The sequence below is a fragment of the Mycobacterium sp. NGS61 genome (genome assembly GCF_059812325.1).
Genome location: NZ_JCALCL010000009.1, coordinates 168,953 through 185,915 on the forward strand (window position 1 = coordinate 168,953; position 16,963 = coordinate 185,915).

The 16,963-nt window shown below is 66.3% G+C and carries 16 protein-coding genes; 5 read left to right on the plus strand and 11 right to left on the minus strand.

All coding sequences use genetic code 11. From position 1 onward, the window contains the following. Positions 1 to 35: 35 nt before the first annotated feature. Positions 36 to 1,553, minus strand: a complete 1,518-nt coding sequence (locus AC5Y3Z_RS18780; protein WP_463828937.1) for a flavin-containing monooxygenase — start codon at positions 1,551 to 1,553, stop codon at positions 36 to 38. Between the two features lie 135 nt (positions 1,554 to 1,688). Here AC5Y3Z_RS18780 and AC5Y3Z_RS18785 point away from each other — a divergent pair, with 135 nt between their 5' ends. The 3 genes from AC5Y3Z_RS18785 (at position 1,689) to AC5Y3Z_RS18795 (ending at position 5,080) form a co-directional block, all read left to right on the plus strand. After that, positions 1,689 to 2,897, plus strand: coding sequence for a PucR family transcriptional regulator (locus AC5Y3Z_RS18785; RefSeq protein ID WP_463828938.1), 1,209 nt, complete (start codon positions 1,689 to 1,691; stop codon positions 2,895 to 2,897). 192 nt (positions 2,898 to 3,089) lie between these two features. Continuing rightward, on the plus strand, positions 3,090 to 4,544 hold the full coding sequence (locus tag AC5Y3Z_RS18790; RefSeq protein WP_463828939.1) for an FAD-dependent oxidoreductase: 1,455 nt from the start codon (positions 3,090 to 3,092) through the stop codon (positions 4,542 to 4,544). Positions 4,545 to 4,612: 68 nt separating this feature from the next. Beyond that, the gene (locus AC5Y3Z_RS18795; protein WP_463828940.1) at positions 4,613 to 5,080 is read left to right on the plus strand and encodes a hypothetical protein; all 468 of its coding nucleotides are present in this window, start codon (positions 4,613 to 4,615) and stop codon (positions 5,078 to 5,080) included. 26 nt (positions 5,081 to 5,106) lie between these two features. Here AC5Y3Z_RS18795 and AC5Y3Z_RS18800 read toward each other — a convergent pair whose 3' ends face one another. The 10 genes from AC5Y3Z_RS18800 to AC5Y3Z_RS18845 all read right to left on the minus strand — a co-directional run bounded on the left by AC5Y3Z_RS18800 (position 5,107) and on the right by AC5Y3Z_RS18845 (position 15,383). Beyond that, positions 5,107 to 5,937 carry an adenylate/guanylate cyclase domain-containing protein gene (locus tag AC5Y3Z_RS18800; RefSeq protein ID WP_463828941.1) on the minus strand — a complete coding sequence of 277 codons (831 nt, stop codon included), beginning with the start codon at positions 5,935 to 5,937 and terminating at the stop codon, positions 5,107 to 5,109. After that, positions 5,934 to 6,758, minus strand: coding sequence for an HpcH/HpaI aldolase/citrate lyase family protein (locus AC5Y3Z_RS18805; protein WP_463828942.1), 825 nt, complete (start codon positions 6,756 to 6,758; stop codon positions 5,934 to 5,936). The genes AC5Y3Z_RS18800 and AC5Y3Z_RS18805 overlap by 4 nt, the downstream gene beginning before the upstream one ends. Beyond that, entirely contained in the window at positions 6,755 to 7,321 is a 567-nt protein-coding gene (locus AC5Y3Z_RS18810) for a MaoC family dehydratase (RefSeq protein ID WP_463828943.1), read from the minus strand. Before AC5Y3Z_RS18810 ends, AC5Y3Z_RS18805 begins: the two co-directional genes overlap by 4 nt. Further along, entirely contained in the window at positions 7,318 to 8,493 is a 1,176-nt protein-coding gene (locus tag AC5Y3Z_RS18815; protein WP_463828959.1) for an acyl-CoA dehydrogenase family protein, read from the minus strand. Before AC5Y3Z_RS18815 ends, AC5Y3Z_RS18810 begins: the two co-directional genes overlap by 4 nt. Beyond that, positions 8,490 to 10,493, minus strand: coding sequence for an acetyl/propionyl/methylcrotonyl-CoA carboxylase subunit alpha (locus AC5Y3Z_RS18820; protein WP_463828945.1), 2,004 nt, complete (start codon positions 10,491 to 10,493; stop codon positions 8,490 to 8,492). Before AC5Y3Z_RS18820 ends, AC5Y3Z_RS18815 begins: the two co-directional genes overlap by 4 nt. A gap of 3 nt (positions 10,494 to 10,496) precedes the next feature. Then, entirely contained in the window at positions 10,497 to 12,074 is a 1,578-nt protein-coding gene (locus AC5Y3Z_RS18825) for a carboxyl transferase domain-containing protein (protein WP_463828946.1), read from the minus strand. Then, entirely contained in the window at positions 12,071 to 12,718 is a 648-nt protein-coding gene (locus AC5Y3Z_RS18830) for a CoA transferase subunit B (protein ID WP_463828947.1), read from the minus strand. The genes AC5Y3Z_RS18825 and AC5Y3Z_RS18830 overlap by 4 nt, the downstream gene beginning before the upstream one ends. Continuing rightward, positions 12,715 to 12,930, minus strand: coding sequence for a hypothetical protein (locus AC5Y3Z_RS18835; RefSeq protein WP_463828948.1), 216 nt, complete (start codon positions 12,928 to 12,930; stop codon positions 12,715 to 12,717). The genes AC5Y3Z_RS18830 and AC5Y3Z_RS18835 overlap by 4 nt, the downstream gene beginning before the upstream one ends. Next, the gene (locus AC5Y3Z_RS18840; protein ID WP_463828949.1) at positions 12,927 to 13,670 is read right to left on the minus strand and encodes a CoA transferase subunit A; all 744 of its coding nucleotides are present in this window, start codon (positions 13,668 to 13,670) and stop codon (positions 12,927 to 12,929) included. Before AC5Y3Z_RS18840 ends, AC5Y3Z_RS18835 begins: the two co-directional genes overlap by 4 nt. Before the next feature lie 90 nt (positions 13,671 to 13,760). Beyond that, positions 13,761 to 15,383 carry an AMP-binding protein gene (locus AC5Y3Z_RS18845; protein WP_463828950.1) on the minus strand — a complete coding sequence of 541 codons (1,623 nt, stop codon included), beginning with the start codon at positions 15,381 to 15,383 and terminating at the stop codon, positions 13,761 to 13,763. Between the two features lie 65 nt (positions 15,384 to 15,448). On the opposite strand from AC5Y3Z_RS18845, the gene AC5Y3Z_RS18850 reads away from it, so the two are divergent. Both AC5Y3Z_RS18850 and AC5Y3Z_RS18855 read left to right on the plus strand, forming a co-directional pair. Continuing rightward, positions 15,449 to 16,090, plus strand: coding sequence for an SACE_7040 family transcriptional regulator (locus tag AC5Y3Z_RS18850; RefSeq protein WP_463828951.1), 642 nt, complete (start codon positions 15,449 to 15,451; stop codon positions 16,088 to 16,090). 74 nt (positions 16,091 to 16,164) lie between these two features. Further along, on the plus strand, positions 16,165 to 16,929 hold the full coding sequence (locus AC5Y3Z_RS18855; RefSeq protein WP_463828953.1) for a hypothetical protein: 765 nt from the start codon (positions 16,165 to 16,167) through the stop codon (positions 16,927 to 16,929). Positions 16,930 to 16,963: the final 34 nt, after the last annotated feature.

The following is a 16,963-nucleotide window of genomic DNA, read 5'->3' on the forward strand; positions in this document are numbered from 1 at the left end:
CTGTTTCGCCGCGGCACCAGCGACCAATGCCCCGCTCAGGCCGGCACCGGTTCCCGACTCGTGACGTCAGCCGAGTTCGTCAGTTGCAGATGCGGGTCGGCGACCTCATCGTCGCGTAGCATCTCGACGTCGGCGTGATAGCTCGTCGACGTCATCCACGGTCGGCCGGCGCCCTGACGGGGCAGCTGGTCCACCGCCCGCTGGACATAACCCGCCGCAAAGTCGAGCAGAGGCCGGGTCTGCATGTCCGGATCGTCGAGCACCGGGCGGGCGGTGTCGTAGTCGTTGGCGTCCATGTAGGACAGCAGCCGGCAGAAGTGTTCGCACAGCAGGCCGACCTTGAGCGTCCACGAGGAACTGGTGTAACCGATCGCATACGCGAAGTTCGGCACGTCGGTCAGCATCATCCCCTTGTATGCGACGTGCTCTGGCAGATTGACCACCGCACCATCGACGGTCAGCGACATGCCACCGAACGCCTGCAGGTTCAGGCCTGTCGCAGTGACGATGGCGTCGGCCTCGACTTCCCGACCGGATTCCAGCAGGATGCCGCGTTCGGTGAAGGTCGCGATGCGGTCGGTCACCACCGACGCACTTCCGCTGCTGATCGCGCGGAACAGATCGGAGTCGGGCACCGCGCACAGCCGCTGGTCCCACGGGTTGTAAGCCGGGCTGAAATGCTGGTCGACCGGATATCCGGCGGGCAGCCGCCGGGCATTGACGTAACGGATGATCCGCCTGGCCAGCGCCGGATACTTCTGGCAGAACTGATACACCGCGCGCTGTTGACCGATGTTCTTGCGCCGCGCCAGGGCATAGCCGAGGCGGTCACCGAGCACCTTCTTTGCCGAGTTGGCAAAGGCGTCTTTCGACGGCACCGGCATGATGTAGGTCGGCGAGCGTTGCAGCATGGTGACGTGCCCGGCCCGCTCCGCCATAGCAGGTACCAGGGTGACCGCGGTAGCGCCGCTGCCGATGACGACCACTTTCTTGCCGGTGTAGTCCAGATCTTCGGGCCAGTGCTGCGGGTGCACGATCGCTCCGGTGAACCGTTCGCGGCCCTCGAAGCGCGGGGTGAAGCCTTCGTCGTAGCGGTAGTAGCCACCGGCGCAGAACAACCAGTTGGCGCTGATCTGGACCCGCTGTCCGCTATCAGTCCGTTCGATGTCGACGACCCAGCGTGCGTCGGCACTCGCCCAGGCCGCGCCCCGCACTTTGTGATGGAAGCGGACCATGCGGTCAATGCCATTCTCGGCAGCCGCCTCGCGCAGATAGGCCAGGATCTTGTCAGCGGTCGCGATGGCGTGGTCGTCGCGCCACGGCTTGAATTCGTAACCGAACGTGTGCAGGTCGGAATCTGAACGAATGCCGGGATAACGGAACAGGTCCCAGGTCCCCCCGGTCGCCCCGCGCGCCTCCAGGATGGCGTAGCTGCGGCCCGGGTGCTCGCGCTGCAGGTAGTACGCGGCACCGATGCCCGAGATACCAGCGCCGACGATGAGTACGTCAACGTGCTCGACGGTGCGGCCTGCGTGGGTGGACGTGTGAGGCATGACATTGGCTCCTGACGGGGACAAAACGCTGAGGTGTTTCCATCGTCGCGATCGCAGCTGCCGGAACCAAGATGAGATCCGCTCATTTACCCGCTCGTCATGGTGCAATTTGCACCATCGCAATATGCTGCTGAAATGTCGTGGAAGCGCCCGTCGGAGCCGGTCAGAGAGTTGATACGGCAGTGCGCCCAGATCACCGTGAACCCGCGCGCCGAATGGCTCGAGGAGCTGGACGCGGAGGTGCTTGCCACGAGCCCCGCCCTCGCCGGGGATCCCGAGCTCGCCGCTGCGGTCAGCCGAAGCAACCGGGCCAATATGTACTTCTGGGGAACGGCGAACGTGCGCGACCCGGGGGCTCCGGTGCCGCCGAACACCGGACCCGAACCGATGATCATCGCGCGTGAGGTGGCCCGCCGCGGCCTGACGCCCTACATTCTGGACGGTTACCGGATCGGCGAAGGCGTGGCGTGGCGCCGGTTCATGGAGATCGCGTTCGAGCTGACGTCGGACCCGGCCGAACTACGGGAGCTGCTTGATGTGTGCTCCCGCTCGATCAGTGCATTCATCGACGCCACTTTGGCCGGGATCGCCGCCCAGATCGAACTGGAACGCGACGAACTGACCCGCGGGACGCACGCCGACCGCCGCGAGACCGTCGCACTGATCCTGGACGGCGCCCCCATCGCGCGCCAGCGGGCCGAGGATCGGCTCGGCCACCCACTGACCGGACCACACATCGCAGCGGTCATCTGGAGCGACGATCCGTCCGGTGACATGGCCCGGCTCGACGCGGCGGCCGAGGCGCTCGGACATGCCGCGGGCACGCGGCCACTGACCGTGCTGGCCAGCACGGCCACCCGCTGGGTCTGGACGGCAAGTCGATCGATAGACACTGTCGCGCTTCGCGATTCGATCGACACCATGCCCGACATCCGCGTCGCCATCGGGCCGTGCAGCGACGGTATCGATGGCTTTCGGCGCAGTCATTTCGACGCCATCACCACCCAACAGATGATGGCCCGGTTGCGATCTCCGCACCGGGTGGCGCTGTTCGCCGATGTCGAATTGGTCGCGATGCTCACTGCGGACACCGACCGCGCCACCGAATTCGTGCGTCGCACCCTGGGCGATCTGGAATCCGCGAGCAGTGAATTACAGCGCAGCGTCAGGGTTTTCGTGGGCGAGCAGTGCAACGCTTCGCGCGCGGCGGCACGTCTCTACACCCATCGCAACACGCTGCTCCGACGACTGGCGCGCGCCGACGAGCTGCTGCCCCGCCCCCTGGCCGAATGCAGCGTCAACGTGGCGGTCGCGTTGGACGTGTTGCGCTGGCGGGGCAACTAGCGCGATCTCGTTCCTATGAATTTGGCGATTCCGCTTCGCGCTGGCATACGTGCGAATAATGTCCGATTCGGGGTCGGGGGACCCAAACTTCATAGATCGTCGCGGGGTTCGAACAGTCACGATCGCTGATCAATCCCGCAACACAGCACGCCGTCGGAACATTATCGACACGAGGTAGCCCAGAATGCGGGCATGACGGTTCCGGAGAAGCCAGCGGCGCAGATATCGCGGCAGACGTTTCTGCGCGCGGCAGTTGGAGCTGTTGCGGCGGGAACGGTTTTCGGGTCGGGCCGGGTCGGCGCCGCTCCGGGCGTCGCTGATTGGGGCAGCCTGTCCGGTGCCATCGGCGGGCAGGTGATCGGCCCGGACAATGGGCAGTTCGCCTCAGCCAAGCAGGTTTTCAACACCAACTACAACGGTTCGGCACCCGCCGCCGTCGTCACCGTGACGTCGGTGGCGGACGTGCAGAAGGCGATGGCGTTCGCGGCTGCTCGTAATCTGAAGGTCGCCGCCCGCAGCGGCGGTCATTCCTACACAGGCGCCTCCACAGCGGACGGAACGCTGGTGCTTGATCTGCGGGGCCTGCCCGGCGACATCAACTTCGACGCCGCCAGCGGTCAGATCACCGTGACGCCCGCCACCCCCTTGTTCGCGATGCACCAGGCGCTGGCCGCGGCCGGGCGGGGACTCCCGACGGGCACGTGCCCCACCGTGGGAGCTGCCGGGCACACCCTCGGCGGCGGAATCGGGGCCCACTCCCGGCATGCCGGTCTGCTCTGTGACCAGTTGACCTCGGCCAATGTGGTGTTGCCGGGTGGGCAGGCGGTCACCGCTTCGGCCACCAGCAACCCGGACCTCTTCTGGGCGTTGCGCGGCGGTGGCGGCGGCAACTTCGGCGTGGCGACCTCACTGACCTACGCCACCTTCCCCACCGAGGACGTCGACGTCGTCAACATCAACTTTCCGGCGCAGTCGTTCGCGCAGGTCCTGTTGGGTTGGCAGAGCTGGCTACGGACGGTCGACCGGAAATTCTGGGCGCTGGCCGACGCGACCATCGAGCCGATGGGCACGCAATGCCGCATCATGGCGACTTCCCCGGTCGGATCGGGCGGCAGCGTTGCCAATGCGATCGTCGCCAATGTTGGGGTGCAGCCCACCAGAACCGAGAATTTCACGTTCAACTACCTGGACCTGGTGAAGTATCTGGCCGTGGAGAATCTGACCCCGTCCCCGCTGGGTTATGTCGGCGGCTCCGATGTGCTGCCGATCATCAACGCGGGCGCCGCCAAGGGAATCGCCTCGGCGCTCGACTCTTTCCCCCGTGGGGCGGGAAGGGGATTCGTGATCATGCATACCCTCGACGGTGCACTGGCCAGTGTGGCCGCAGATGCGACCGCCTTTCCGTACCGGCGACACTCCGCGATCGTGCAGTGGTACGTCGAGACGGCGGGCGCGCCGTCGGCCGGCGCCGGCTGGATCAACGCCGCACACCAAGCGGTGCAACCGTATTCAGCCGGCGGCTACGTCAATTACATCGAGCCGGGCCAGCCGCCGTCGCGGTACTTCGGCGCGAACTTGGCTCGGCTCAGCGCGGCCCGACAGAAGTACGATCCGAACCGGATGATGTTCTCCGGCATGAACTATTGATGTAGCTCCGACGATCTGCTGCGATGAAGGCTGTTGCCAGACTTCCGGAACGAAGAGGGAACAGCCCGATGCGCACCCTTTGGCTACCAACGATCCTCACCGCGTTCGGCTGCGGCTCGGTCGCGATGTCCGGTGTCGCTGCCGCCGACGACAGCCTCAATGGTCATTACTTCGCTGTCGTTGATGGCGCGCGTTCGCATCTGCTGAGCACGATCCTGATGTTCAACACCACCTGCGACTCGGCCGGCAACTGCAACGGATCGGTGACCACGCCCAAAACGTGGGAGGCCACCGTCAATAAAGCCCCGGGGGGCCCGTGGACGATCAACCGCACCGACGCGCACGGCTGGACATGCGCGGACGGCACCGTGGTCGCAGCAGACCTGGTCTATTCGTTTGCGCCGGGCACCCTGACCGGATCGATCACGTCCACGAAAGCGGCGTTCGGCTGCGGCGACCCGGCCAGGACGACCGCGACGTATTCACTGACCGTCCAGAAATGCGTCAACGGCCCGGACGGGGGCGTGTGCCCGTAGCGCCGGGCCTGCCGGGTCCGGCAGCGTCACTGACCATCCGGCGCAGTTGAATTCGGCACCACGACCGGATACAGCTGGTGACTACCCCGCAGTCCTTTCAGTTCGACCTCACGCGGTGCGCCCAGCACAATGTCGATTGCTCCCGAGATTGCCTGCCGGATTGCGTCACTAACCAGGGTCTCACCGCCGCTCGCCTGTCCGGCGACCCGTGCGGCCATCGCCACGTTGCGGCCGAACAGGTCGTCACCGCGCCGTACCGAACTGCCCATGTGCAATCCCATCCGGACTCGGATGTGGTCCCAGCGCTCGGGGTCGGACTGCAGCGCGCGCTGCACCTCGGTACAGCAACGCACGGCCTGGGCAGGATCCGAGAAGGCGATCATGAACCCGTCGCCCTGCGTCTTGACCACGTGACCGCCGGTGCCGTTGACGTGTTTGTAGATCAATGTGTTATGCCGCTCAAGCAGTTTCACCCAACCGCGGTCGCCGAGTTCTTCGTTGAGCTCGGTGGATCCTTCGATGTCGGAGAACGCGATCACGACGTTGCCGTCGGCTGTCATCCTGGCCAGATCAGGACGTTCCACCCGGGCCCAGCCGGCGAGGTCCTCGACTGAATTGCGCACGGTGGCGCCGATCCCTTTGTTGATCAGCGAATCCGCGGTGCGCCAGACGGTTCGGACCGCAAGGGGTCCGACGCCGGGTGGCCGTCTTCGCCGCGGCTTGTCTTGCCGCAACCGCGTGAGGGCGCGTCGCACGCCGGTCAATTGGCGCCGCGACACGATCAGCAGGACCGCCACCGCGATCAGGACGCCGAATTCGAGGAGGGCGACGATCACCCACAGCCATTCGGTGCTCACGGTCCGGTCGCGGACTCCCCTGCTCGCCGCAACATGCTTTCGGCGTGCCGCAACACCGGGGAGTCGACCATCTGCCCGTCGAAGGCGAACACCCCGCGCTCGGTTTTGGCAGCGGCCAGCACCCGACGCGCCCAGTCCAGTTGCTCATCGCCGGGCCGATAAGCCTTGCGTACCACGGCAACCTGGCTCGGGTGGATGCAGACCGTCGCATCGAAGCCGATCGCCACGGCGTCGAGCGCCTCTGCTTCCAACCCTTCGATATCACGGATGTCCAGATGCACCGCATCCAGCGCCAGCAGGCCGAAGGTGTTGGCCGCCAACAGCGCTGCGGACCGCACATGGCGGGCGAAATCCCGATAGGTGCCGTCCGCACGTCTGCTGGAACTGCCACCCATGGCCGCCACCAGATCCTCCGCACCCCACATCAACGCCACTGCACGCTCGGCAGCGGCGATCTCGCTGACGAACAATGCGCCGCGCGGAGTCTCGACAAGTGCGACGACGTCACGCGGCGCGAGTGCGTCCACCTGCGCCGCCGATTCCGTCTTCGACAGCATCACCGTGGCGTAGGCGGTGTCGGCCAAGGCCTGTAGATCCCTGGCATGGTCGTCGGTGCTGGCGGCGTTGATCCGTACGACGGTTCGCTCGGGATCAAGTGGGTTGTCCCGCAGCGCGATTCGAGCGGCGGGCCGGTCGGTCGCCGCAACCCCGTCTTCGAGGTCGAGAATCACCACGTCGGCGGCAGCGGCGGCTTTCGCGAAGCGTTCCGGACGATCAGCCGGGCAGAACAGCCAACCAGGGCCGGCGTCGCGCAAGCTCATCGGGACTCCGCACTGGGCCGCTTCTGCACCAGGGTGGTCCGGACCGCCCTGGCCACGATGTCGCCATGCTGGTTGCGTCCGGTGTGCTCCAGCGTCACGATGCCTTCGCCCGCGCGGCTTTTCGACTCCCGCTTGCCGGTGCAGATGGTCTCGGCGTAGAGGGTGTCGCCGTGGAAGACCGGCTTGGGGAACGACACCTCGGAGAAACCCAGGTTGGCGACGATGGTGCCCAGGGTCAGTTGGGCCACCGACAGACCGACCAGCGTGGACAGCGTGAACATCGAATTGACCAGCCGCTCACCACGAAACCCGGGTTGCTCGGCGGCCCACGCCGCATCCAGGTGCAGCGACTGCGTGTTCATCGTCAACGTCGTGAACAGCACGTTGTCCGCCTCGGTGACGGTGCGACCCGGCCGGTGCAGGTAGGTCGTGCCGACCTCGAACTCCTCGAACCACAAGCCCCGCTGGATAATCGACTTGGTGTGGCCGACTGTGCCGTTCGCGTCACGACTCACCGGCGTCGCGTCGCCGGAGGCACGTTCGGCAGGACCGGCGCCGGTCATGACAGACCCAGCGATCGCGCGATCAACATCAGCTGCACCTCCGTTGTGCCCTCCCCGATTTCCAGGATCTTGCTGTCCCGGTAGTGGCGGGCCACCGGGTACTCGTTCATGAAGCCGTACCCGCCGTGGATCTGCGTAGCGTCGCGGGCGTTGTCCATCGCCGCCTCCGAGGAGACCATCTTTGCGATAGCCGCTTCTTTTTTGAAGGACTTGCCGGCCAACATCTTTGCCGCGGCGTCGTAATAGGCGGTGCGGGCGACGTGTGCCCGGGCTTCCATGCGCGCGATCTTGAAGCTGATGGCCTGGTAGGAGCCGATCGGCTGGCCGAAGGACTGACGCTCGTTGGCGTACTTGACGCTTTCGTCGACGCAGCCCTGCGCCACCCCCGTCGCGAGCGCGGCGATCGCGATGCGGCCCTCGTCGAGGATGGACAGAAAGTTCGCGTAACCCTTGCCGCGGACACCGAGTAGGTTCTCCTCGGGCACCCGCGCATCGTCGAAGGTCAGCGGGTGGGTATCCGAGGCGTTCCAGCCGACCTTGTTGTAGACCGGCTCGACGATGAAACCCGGGGTGCCGTTCGGCACGATGATCGCCGAGATCTCTTTCTTGCCGTCGGCGATGTTGCCGGTGACGGCGGTGACGGTGACCAGCGAGGTGATGTCGGTGCCGGAGTTGGTGATGAATTGCTTGCTGCCGTTGACAATCCACTCACCCCCTTCGAGTCGGGCGGTGGTGCGGGTGCCGCCGGCATCCGATCCCGCGCCCGGCTCGGTGAGCCCGAAACCGGCGAGCTTGCGGCCGGCCACCAGGTCGGGCAGCCACTGCTGCTTCTGCTCCTCGGTACCGAACCGGTAGATGGGCATGGCCCCCAGTCCCACCCCTGCTTCCAGCGTGATCGCGACCGATTGGTCGACCTTGCCGAGTTCCTCGAGTGCCAACGCCAGCGCGAAATAGTCCCCGCCCATACCGCCGTATTCCTCCGGGAACGGCAGACCGAACAGCCCCATGTCGCCCATCTTTGCGACGACTTCATACGGGAAACTGTGCTCCTCATCGTGTTTGGCGGACACCGGAGCCACGACCGAGCGCGCGAAGTCGGCCACGGTATCGCGCAGGTCTTCATATTCTTTCGGTAGCGTGCCCGCCGAAATCGTTGTCGTCATGATTGTCAGTCCTTGCTTGTCGTCGCTGCTGCGTCTGCCACGGCGGCCGGCACCAACCGGGCCAGCACCTGCTCCACCTTCACCTGTTCACCGACGCCCACCATGACCTCCACGCGTCCCGAGATCGGTGCGGTCAGTGAATGTTCCATCTTCATCGCTTCGACGATCACCACCACGTCGCCCTCGGACACCTCGGTGCCGGACTCCACCTGGACGGCGATCACGCTGCCGGGCATGGGGCTGACCACTTCGGCCGGACGCTCCCCCGCTGCGCGTTGAATCTTGTTCACCTCGGCCTCACGGATGTGCCAGGTGCCTCGTTCGTCGGCTATCCACAAGTGCCGCTCGGCCTCGGCCCACCGGTAGCTGCGACGCACCCCGTCCAGCGTGACGCTCAACTCACTCGGACCGAGTTGCACGGTGGCAGAGATTATTTCGCTGTCGCCCACTTGTACGGACGCGGCGCCCGGCAGGCCCCGGACCGACACAGTCTCGGTACGCAACGCGGTCCGCATCGCAGTGCGCACCGGGGCGCTAGCACCGCCGATCCGCCATCCGCTGGGTGCGGCCCACAGATCTTTCCCGGCGCGCCGCGCAAGCACCGCCTGGCTATAGAGCCCTGCGGCGGCGAACACATCGTCAGGCGCCGGTTGCGGCGCGAAACTGGTCAATCGTTCGTCCAGCAGCGCGGTGTCGAGGTTGCCGGCCTGCACGCGATCGTCAGCGAGCAGGAACCTCAGGAACTCCACGTTGCTCTGCACACCCAGGACAGCGGTACGCGACAACGCCTCATCGAGCCGGGCCAGCGCCTGCGCGCGGTCGGCCCCGTGGGCGATCACCTTGCTCAGCATCGGGTCGTAATCGCTGCCGACCACCGTGCCGGCCAGCAACGAGGAGTCCACCCGCACACCGGTTCCGGACGGTTCGACCACTCCCAGCACCCGGCCGCCGGTGGGCAGGAATCCCCGGGCGGGATCCTCGGCGTACACCCGGGCCTCGATCGCGTGACCGGTGAGCGTGATGTCGTCCTGGGCGAACCCCAGCTTCTCCCCCGCTGCCACACGCAGCTGCCACTCGACGAGGTCGAGCCCGGTGACCGCCTCGGTAACCGGGTGTTCCACCTGCAGACGGGTGTTCATCTCCATGAAGAAAAATTCGTCGGGCCGGTCACCGGAGACGATGAACTCGACCGTGCCGGCGCCGACATAGTCGACACTGCGGGCGGTGTCACAGGCCGCAGCCCCGATGCGCGCCCGGGTCGGGGCGTCGAGCAGCGGCGACGGCGCCTCCTCGATGACCTTTTGATGGCGGCGTTGCAGGCTGCACTCCCGTTCGCCCAGATGGACCACGTTGCCATGGGTGTCGGCAAGTATCTGGACCTCGATGTGCCTGGGACGCAACACAAAACGCTCCAGGAACAGTGTGTCGTCGCCGAACGCGGACGCAGCTTCGCGGCGGGCGGTGACCAGGGCATTACGCAGCCGCGCGGGGTCGTCGACCATGTGCATGCCCTTGCCCCCACCGCCGGCCGACGGCTTCACGAGGACCGGGTAACCGACGTCGTCGGCAGCGGCGATGAGGTCATCGTCGGATAGCCCCGGCCGCGCGACGCCCGGCACCACCGGCACGTCGAACGCGGCGACCGCGTTCTTGGCGGCGATCTTGTCCCCCATCACCTCGATCGCGCGTGCGGGCGGTCCCAGGAATGCCACGCCGGCGCGGTCGCAGGCCGCGGCGAAATCGGCGTTCTCGGAGAGGAACCCGTAGCCCGGATGGATCGCCTGCGCCCCGGTACGCTGCGCCGCGTCGATCACTTTGCCGATGTCGAGGTAGCTCTCCCGCGCCGGCGCCGGTCCCAGCCGAACTGCGGTGTCGGCCTCGATCACGTGGCGGGCACCCGCGTCGGCATCGCTGTACACCGCAACCGACCGGATACCCAGTCGACGCAGGGTGCGGATCACGCGCACCGCGATCTCGCCGCGGTTCGCCACTAGAACGATGTCAAACATGAGTCACATCCGAAATACGCCGTAGGAGACCGATTCCAGCGGCGCCCGGGCGCACACCGAAAGTGCCAGCCCCACAACTGTTCTGGTATCAGCAGGATCGATGATGCCGTCGTCCCACAGGCGCGCGGTCGAGTAGTACGGGTTGCCCTGGTCTTCGTACTGTTCGCGGATGGGCGCCTTGAATGCCTCTTCCTGCTCCGACGACCAGGGTTTGCCGGCCGCCGAGAGCTGCTCACCACGCACGGTGGCCAGCACTGATGCGGCCTGCTCGCCGCCCATCACCGAGATCCGTGCGTTCGGCCACATCCACAGGAAGCGCGGTGAGTACGCGCGCCCGCACATCGAATAGTTGCCCGCCCCATAGGATCCGCCGATTACCACGGTCAGCTTCGGCACCCGGGCGCAGGCCACCGCGGTGACCATCTTCGCGCCGTGTTTGGCGATGCCACCGGCCTCGTAGTCGCGACCGACCATGAATCCGGCGATGTTCTGCAGGAACAGCAACGGGATTCGGCGTTTGTCGCACAGTTCGATGAAATGTGCACCCTTGACGGCGGATTCGCTGAACAGCACACCGTTGTTGGCGATGATCCCCACCGGATGACCGTGGATATGCGCGAACGCCGTCACCAGCGACTTGCCGTAATTCGCCTTGAACTCACTGAATTCGCCGCCGTCGACCAGCCGAACGATGACCTCGTGCACGTCGTAGGGCACCCGCGGATCGGGAGGCACCACGTCGTAAAGGCCGTCCTGGGCGTATATCGGTTCGCGCATCGGCCGGATGTCCCACTGCGCAGGTTCGCGCGGTCCGAACGTGGTGGCGATCTTGCGGACAATCCGCAACGCGTCCTCGTCGTCCTCGGCCAGGTGGTCGGTGACGCCGGAGACCCGCGAGTGCAGGTCGCCGCCGCCGAGTTCTTCGGCGGTGACGATCTCACCGGTGGCGGCCTTGACCAGGGGCGGGCCGCCCAGGAAGATCGTGCCCTGTTCGCGGACGATCACGGCTTCGTCGCTCATCGCCGGCACGTACGCGCCGCCGGCCGTGCACGAGCCGAGCACCGCGGCGATCTGCGGAATTCCCTTGGCGCTCATGGTCGCCTGGTTGTAGAAGATCCGGCCGAAGTGTTCGCGATCCGGGAACACTTCGTCCTGGCGGGGCAGGAACGCGCCGCCGGAGTCCACCAGGTAGATGCATGGCAGCAGATTCTGCAACGCGACCTCCTGCGCGCGCAGATGCTTCTTCACCGTCATCGGGTAGTAGGTGCCGCCCTTGACGGTGGCGTCGTTGGCAACGATCACGCATTCGCGCCCGGAGACTCGGCCGATTCCGGTGATAATGCCCGCGCCCGGGGATTCGTCGTCGTACATGCCGTTGGCAGCCAACGCGGCCAACTCCAGAAACGGGCTGCCCGGGTCGAGCAGACGGTCGACGCGGTCGCGGGGCAGCAGCTTGCCGCGGCTGACGTGGCGTTCGCGGGCGCGTTCGTTGCCGCCGAGCGCGGCGGCGGCCAACTTGTCGTTGAGTTCGGCGACCAGGCGGCGATGCTCGTCGGCGAACGTCGGCGCGACCGTGGTCACCTGGACACCAGATCCGAGAGCACCAGGGGCGGTTGAGTTTTCGCTACTACCTCTTCGACCGACACGTCGGGGGCGGTCTCGATCAGGTGCAGGCCGTCGTCGCGGACGTCGATGACCGCGAGTTCGGTCACGATCCGATTGACGCACCCGACCCCGGTCAGCGGCAGGGTGCAGCGCTCGAGAATCTTCGGGCTGCCGTCCTTGGCGGCGTGGTCCATCACCACGATCACCTTGCGGGCGCCGTGCACCAGATCCATCGCCCCGCCCATGCCTTTGACCATCTTGCCGGGGATCACCCAGTTCGCGAGATCACCGGTGACCGAAACCTGCATGGCCCCAAGGACAGCCACGTCGAGGTGTCCGCCGCGGATGATGCCGAACGACGTCGACGAACCGAAGAACGACGCCCCTGGCTGGGTGGTCACCGTCTCTTTGCCCGCGTTGATCAGATCGGCGTCGACGTCCTCACGATGGGGGTAGGGCCCCACGCCGAGGATGCCGTTCTCGGAGTGCAGGACCACGTGCACACCGTCGGGGATGTGGTTGGGAATCAAGGTCGGTATGCCGATGCCGAGGTTGACGTACTGTCCGTCCTCGAATTCGGTGGCGACCCGGGCCGCCATGCCGTCTCTGCTCCACGTCATTGGGCGGCGCTCCTTTTCATCGGCACACCCGCATCCCCGCCGAGCGTCACGCCAGCGTGGCAGTCGACGCCGAGCGTCACGCCAGCGTGACAGTCGACGCCGAGAGGTGGCGAGCCAGCGTCGCGGTCGACGCCGAGCGTCACGCCAGCGTGGCGGTCGACGCCGAACGTCACGCCAGCGTGACAAACGGCGTCGAGGTGTGGGGCGCTCATCGCACCGTCTCCTTCTCGATCCGTTTCTGGGGATCAGGCACGTGCACGACGCGCTGCACGAACACGCCTGGGGTATGCACCGTGGCGGGGTCGATCTCTCCCGGTTCGACGAGATGTTCGACCTGGGCGATGGTGATCCGACCGGCCGGCGCGCATTCCGGGTTGAAATTGCCTGCGGCGTAACGGTAAACGAGATTGCCGTGCCGATCGCCCTTCCAGGCGTGCACCAACGCGAAGTCGGTGCGGATTCCGCGCTCCAGCACATAGGTGACGCCATCGAATTCGCGGGTCTCCTTGGGCGGCGAGGTGATCGCCACCTCGCCCGAGGGGTCGTAGCGCCAGGGCAGGCCGCCGTCGGCGATCTGCGTGCCGACCCCGGCCGGGGTGTAGAACGCCGGGATGCCCATGCCGCCGGCGCGCAACCGCTCGGCCAGCGTGCCCTGCGGGGTCAGCTCGACCTCGAGTTCTCCGGAGAGGAACTGGCGGGCGAATTCCTTGTTCTCGCCCACGTACGACGATACGGTCCGGCGAATCCGCTTGTGCGCCAGCAGAACCCCCAACCCGACGCCGTCCACACCGCAGTTGTTCGAGACGGTTTCCAGATCGGTCACTCCGCGATCGGCCAGCGCGGCGATCAGCGCCTCCGGGATACCACACAGCCCGAAGCCCCCGACGGCCAGCGATGCTCCGTCGGTTATGTCCGCCACCGCCTCCGCGACGGTAGCCACCACCTTGTCCATCCCCGCAGAGCCTCCGATTTCAGTTAATAATCATTAACTGGACAGTGAGAATACCATTTCCGCCCTCGCGCCGTCCAGGGCGGGTGCGGCCTATTCACCGTCGGCGAGATACTCCACGGCACGCGCCCGCATCTCCGCTCTACGGACTTTGCCGGTGACCGTCATCGGGAAGTCCTCGACGATCCAGAGATACCGCGGGATCTTGAACCGGGCGATACGGCCGGCGCAGAACTCCCGCAACGACTCCACCGTCAGCGTCGAGGCTCCGTCGCGGAGCTTGACAACCGCCATGAGTTCCTCGCCGTAGCGTTCGTCGGGCACTCCGATGACGTGGCCGTCGACGATGTCGGGGTGGGTGTATAGGAACTCCTCGATCTCGCGCGGGGAAATGTTCTCGCCGCCGCGCACCACAATGTCTTTGATCCGGCCGGTGATACGGACATATCCGAAGGCGTCCATCGACGCCAGGTCGCCGGTGTGCATCCAGCCGTCCCCGTCGATGACCTCCGCGGTCTTCTCCGGTTCGTTCCAGTACCCCGACATCACCGAATAACCGCGGGTGCAGAATTCGCCGGCGACGTCGCGCGGCAGCGTCGCACCCGTGACCGGGTCCACCACCTTGATCTCCAGGTGTGGCCCCACCTGACCGACGGTGGCGACGCGCCGTTCCAACGAGTCGCCAGAACGCGTCTGGGTCGACACCGGGGCGGTCTCGGTCATCCCGTAACAGATGGCGACCTCCGGCATGTGCATGCGTTCGATCACCCTGCGCATGACCTCGACCGGGCACGGCGAGCCCGCCATGATTCCGGTGCGCAGACTGTCCAACCGATACTCGGCGAAGTCCGGCAGGCCCAGTTCGGCGATGAACATCGTCGGCACCCCGTAGAGACTGGTGCAGCATTCGTCGTGCACCGCGCGCAGGGTGGCAGCGGGATCGAAACCGGGCGCGGGGATCACCATGCAGGCACCGTGGCTGGTGGCCGCCAGATTGCCCATCACCATGCCGAAGCAGTGATAGAACGGCACCGGAATACAGATCCGGTCACGTTCGGTGTAGTCGAGCAGCTCACCCACCAGGTAGCCGTTATTCAGGATGTTGCGGTGACTGAGGGTCACACCCTTGGGATATCCCGTTGTGCCCGAGGTGTACTGGATATTGATCGGATCGGTCGGCGTCAGCCGCGCGGACCTCGCCCGCAACGCAGCCGGATCGATATCCACACCGGCAAGCTCGTCCCAGCGGTCGCTGTCCATGATCGTGACGTCGCGCAGCTCGGCGCAGTCCGGCGCCACCTCAGCCAGCATCTGTGCGTAGTCGGCGTCCTTGAACCCGGGTGCGGCAATCAGCATCTTCACCCCGGATTGCTCCAGCGCATAACCTAATTCGCGCGACCGGTACGCCGGATTGACGGTCACCAGGATGGCGCCGATCTCGGCCGTCGCATACTGCGTCAGCACCCATTCCCAACGATTGGGAGCCCAGATGCCGATCCGGTCACCGACTCCGATGCCGGCCTGAAGCAATCCGGTCGCTAAAGCGCGAACGTCATGCAGCAGTTCGGCATACGTCCAGCGCCGTCCCGCCGCGACATCGACCAACGCGTCGCGGGACGCGAAAGTGGTTGCGGTTGCAGCGAAGTTGGCGCCGATGGTCACCTCGAGCAGCGCAGGCGAGTTCGGGCCGCGTTCGTAGGAAAGTGGAGTTGCCACCGTTCCTCCCGCGGTAAGTCAGTGTTACGTTAGTGACGATTAACCGACATGTCCAGGAGGCCGTCATGGCAGCGTCCGCCCCGGACGGCGAGGCCGGTCGGCCTGAAGCGCCAAATCGTCGCAGCCAGTTGAAGTCCGACCGGCGGCTGCAACTACTTGCGGCCGCCGAACGGCTGATCGCCGAACGCGGCTTCCTCGCGGTGCGTCTCGAGGACATCGGCGCCGCGGCCGGGGTCAGCGGCCCGGCCATCTATCGGCACTTCCCCAACAAGGAGTCGCTGCTGGTCGAGTTGTTGGTCGGGATCAGCGCCCGGCTGCTGGACGGTGCCCGCGCGGTGACCGACCGCGACGCCGACGCGGCGGCAACCCTGGACGGCCTGATCGATTTCCACCTCGACTTCGCTCTCGGCGAGCCGGACCTCATCCGCATCCAAGATCGCGATCTCGCCCATCTGCCGGCCCCGGCCCAACGGCAGGTGCGCAAAGCGCAACGGCAGTACGTCGAGATCTGGGTGGGCGTACTGCGCGAGCTGAACCCCGATCTCGCCGAGGCCGACGCCAGGCTGATGGCGCACGCCACTTTCGGCCTGCTGAACTCCACGCCGCACAGCATGAAATCGGCCGACACCAAACCGTCGCGCGCGGTGCGGTCCCGAGCCGTGATGAGGGCGATGACGATGGCCGCGCTGAGTGCTGCAGACTTGTAGCGCCCCGACGTCCACGCAGGCACGACCACGGTTCCGCGCCTTCACGGCGTGCCCGGGTACCCTGCGAAGTGGACATGAACTCGCCACGCGACCCCCAGAATCCCGGTCCCCCGTCCCGGGGGTCTGCTTCGACGTGGTCGCAGGAGGTCGTCGACTACCCGGCCTACGCCGACGACATGCCCTACGCCTACGGCGGCGGCAATTCGCCCTGGGCGCCGGGCGCGTACCCACCGAACCCGACCCAACAGTTGCCACCACAGTATTGGCAACAAGACGAGCCGCGGGCCGATGCGGAGCCGGAGGGACCCCCACCGCCGGGCACCCCGCGCTGGCTGTGGATCGTGGCCGGCACCGCAGTGCTGCTCGTCGTCGGGTTGGCCATTGCGCTGGTCGTGACGAACGGCTCGGACACCCAGCAGACGGCCATCGAGCCGCTGCCGCCGATGACCGGTCCCACCACTACCGTCGCACCCCCGACGACCAGGTCAACGCCGCCGCCCACCACCCGCAGGCCGCGCACCACCACCACTGAGCCCAGCACCCCGCCGCCGCCCACCGCCACCGTGCCGGGCACCATGCAGTCGGTGGTTTACAGCGTCACCGGCGAAGGCCGGGCGATCAGCGTCGTCTACATGGACACCGGTGATCTGATCCAGACCGAGTTCAACGTCACCTTGCCGTGGACCAAACAGGTCAGCCTCTCGACGTCGTCCACCCGTCCGGCCAGCGTCACCGTCGTCAACATCGGTCACAACGTCACCTGCTCGTTGACGGTGGCCGGGGTTCAGGTGCGGCAGCGCACCGGCCAGGGCTTGACCATCTGCGACGCCCCGCTCTGATTCCACGGGTGGCGCTGCTGCGCAGCGCTCGCGA

Excerpts from the sequence above, each read along its gene's own strand:
- AC5Y3Z_RS18780 (WP_463828937.1), bottom strand. The coding sequence starts at position 1,553 with ATGCCTCACACGTCCACCCACGCAGGCCGCACCGTCGAGCACGTTGAC.
- AC5Y3Z_RS18785 (WP_463828938.1), top strand. The coding sequence starts at position 1,689 with ATGTCGTGGAAGCGCCCGTCGGAGCCGGTCAGAGAGTTGATACGGCAG.
- AC5Y3Z_RS18790 (WP_463828939.1), top strand. The coding sequence starts at position 3,090 with ATGACGGTTCCGGAGAAGCCAGCGGCGCAGATATCGCGGCAGACGTTT.
- AC5Y3Z_RS18795 (WP_463828940.1), top strand. The coding sequence starts at position 4,613 with ATGCGCACCCTTTGGCTACCAACGATCCTCACCGCGTTCGGCTGCGGC.
- AC5Y3Z_RS18805 (WP_463828942.1), bottom strand. The coding sequence starts at position 6,758 with ATGAGCTTGCGCGACGCCGGCCCTGGTTGGCTGTTCTGCCCGGCTGAT.
- AC5Y3Z_RS18810 (WP_463828943.1), bottom strand. The coding sequence starts at position 7,321 with ATGACCGGCGCCGGTCCTGCCGAACGTGCCTCCGGCGACGCGACGCCG.
- AC5Y3Z_RS18820 (WP_463828945.1), bottom strand. The coding sequence starts at position 10,493 with ATGTTTGACATCGTTCTAGTGGCGAACCGCGGCGAGATCGCGGTGCGC.
- AC5Y3Z_RS18830 (WP_463828947.1), bottom strand. The coding sequence starts at position 12,718 with ATGACGTGGAGCAGAGACGGCATGGCGGCCCGGGTCGCCACCGAATTC.
- AC5Y3Z_RS18835 (WP_463828948.1), bottom strand. The coding sequence starts at position 12,930 with ATGAGCGCCCCACACCTCGACGCCGTTTGTCACGCTGGCGTGACGTTC.
- AC5Y3Z_RS18840 (WP_463828949.1), bottom strand. The coding sequence starts at position 13,670 with ATGGACAAGGTGGTGGCTACCGTCGCGGAGGCGGTGGCGGACATAACC.
- AC5Y3Z_RS18850 (WP_463828951.1), top strand. The coding sequence starts at position 15,449 with ATGGCAGCGTCCGCCCCGGACGGCGAGGCCGGTCGGCCTGAAGCGCCA.
- AC5Y3Z_RS18855 (WP_463828953.1), top strand. The coding sequence starts at position 16,165 with ATGAACTCGCCACGCGACCCCCAGAATCCCGGTCCCCCGTCCCGGGGG.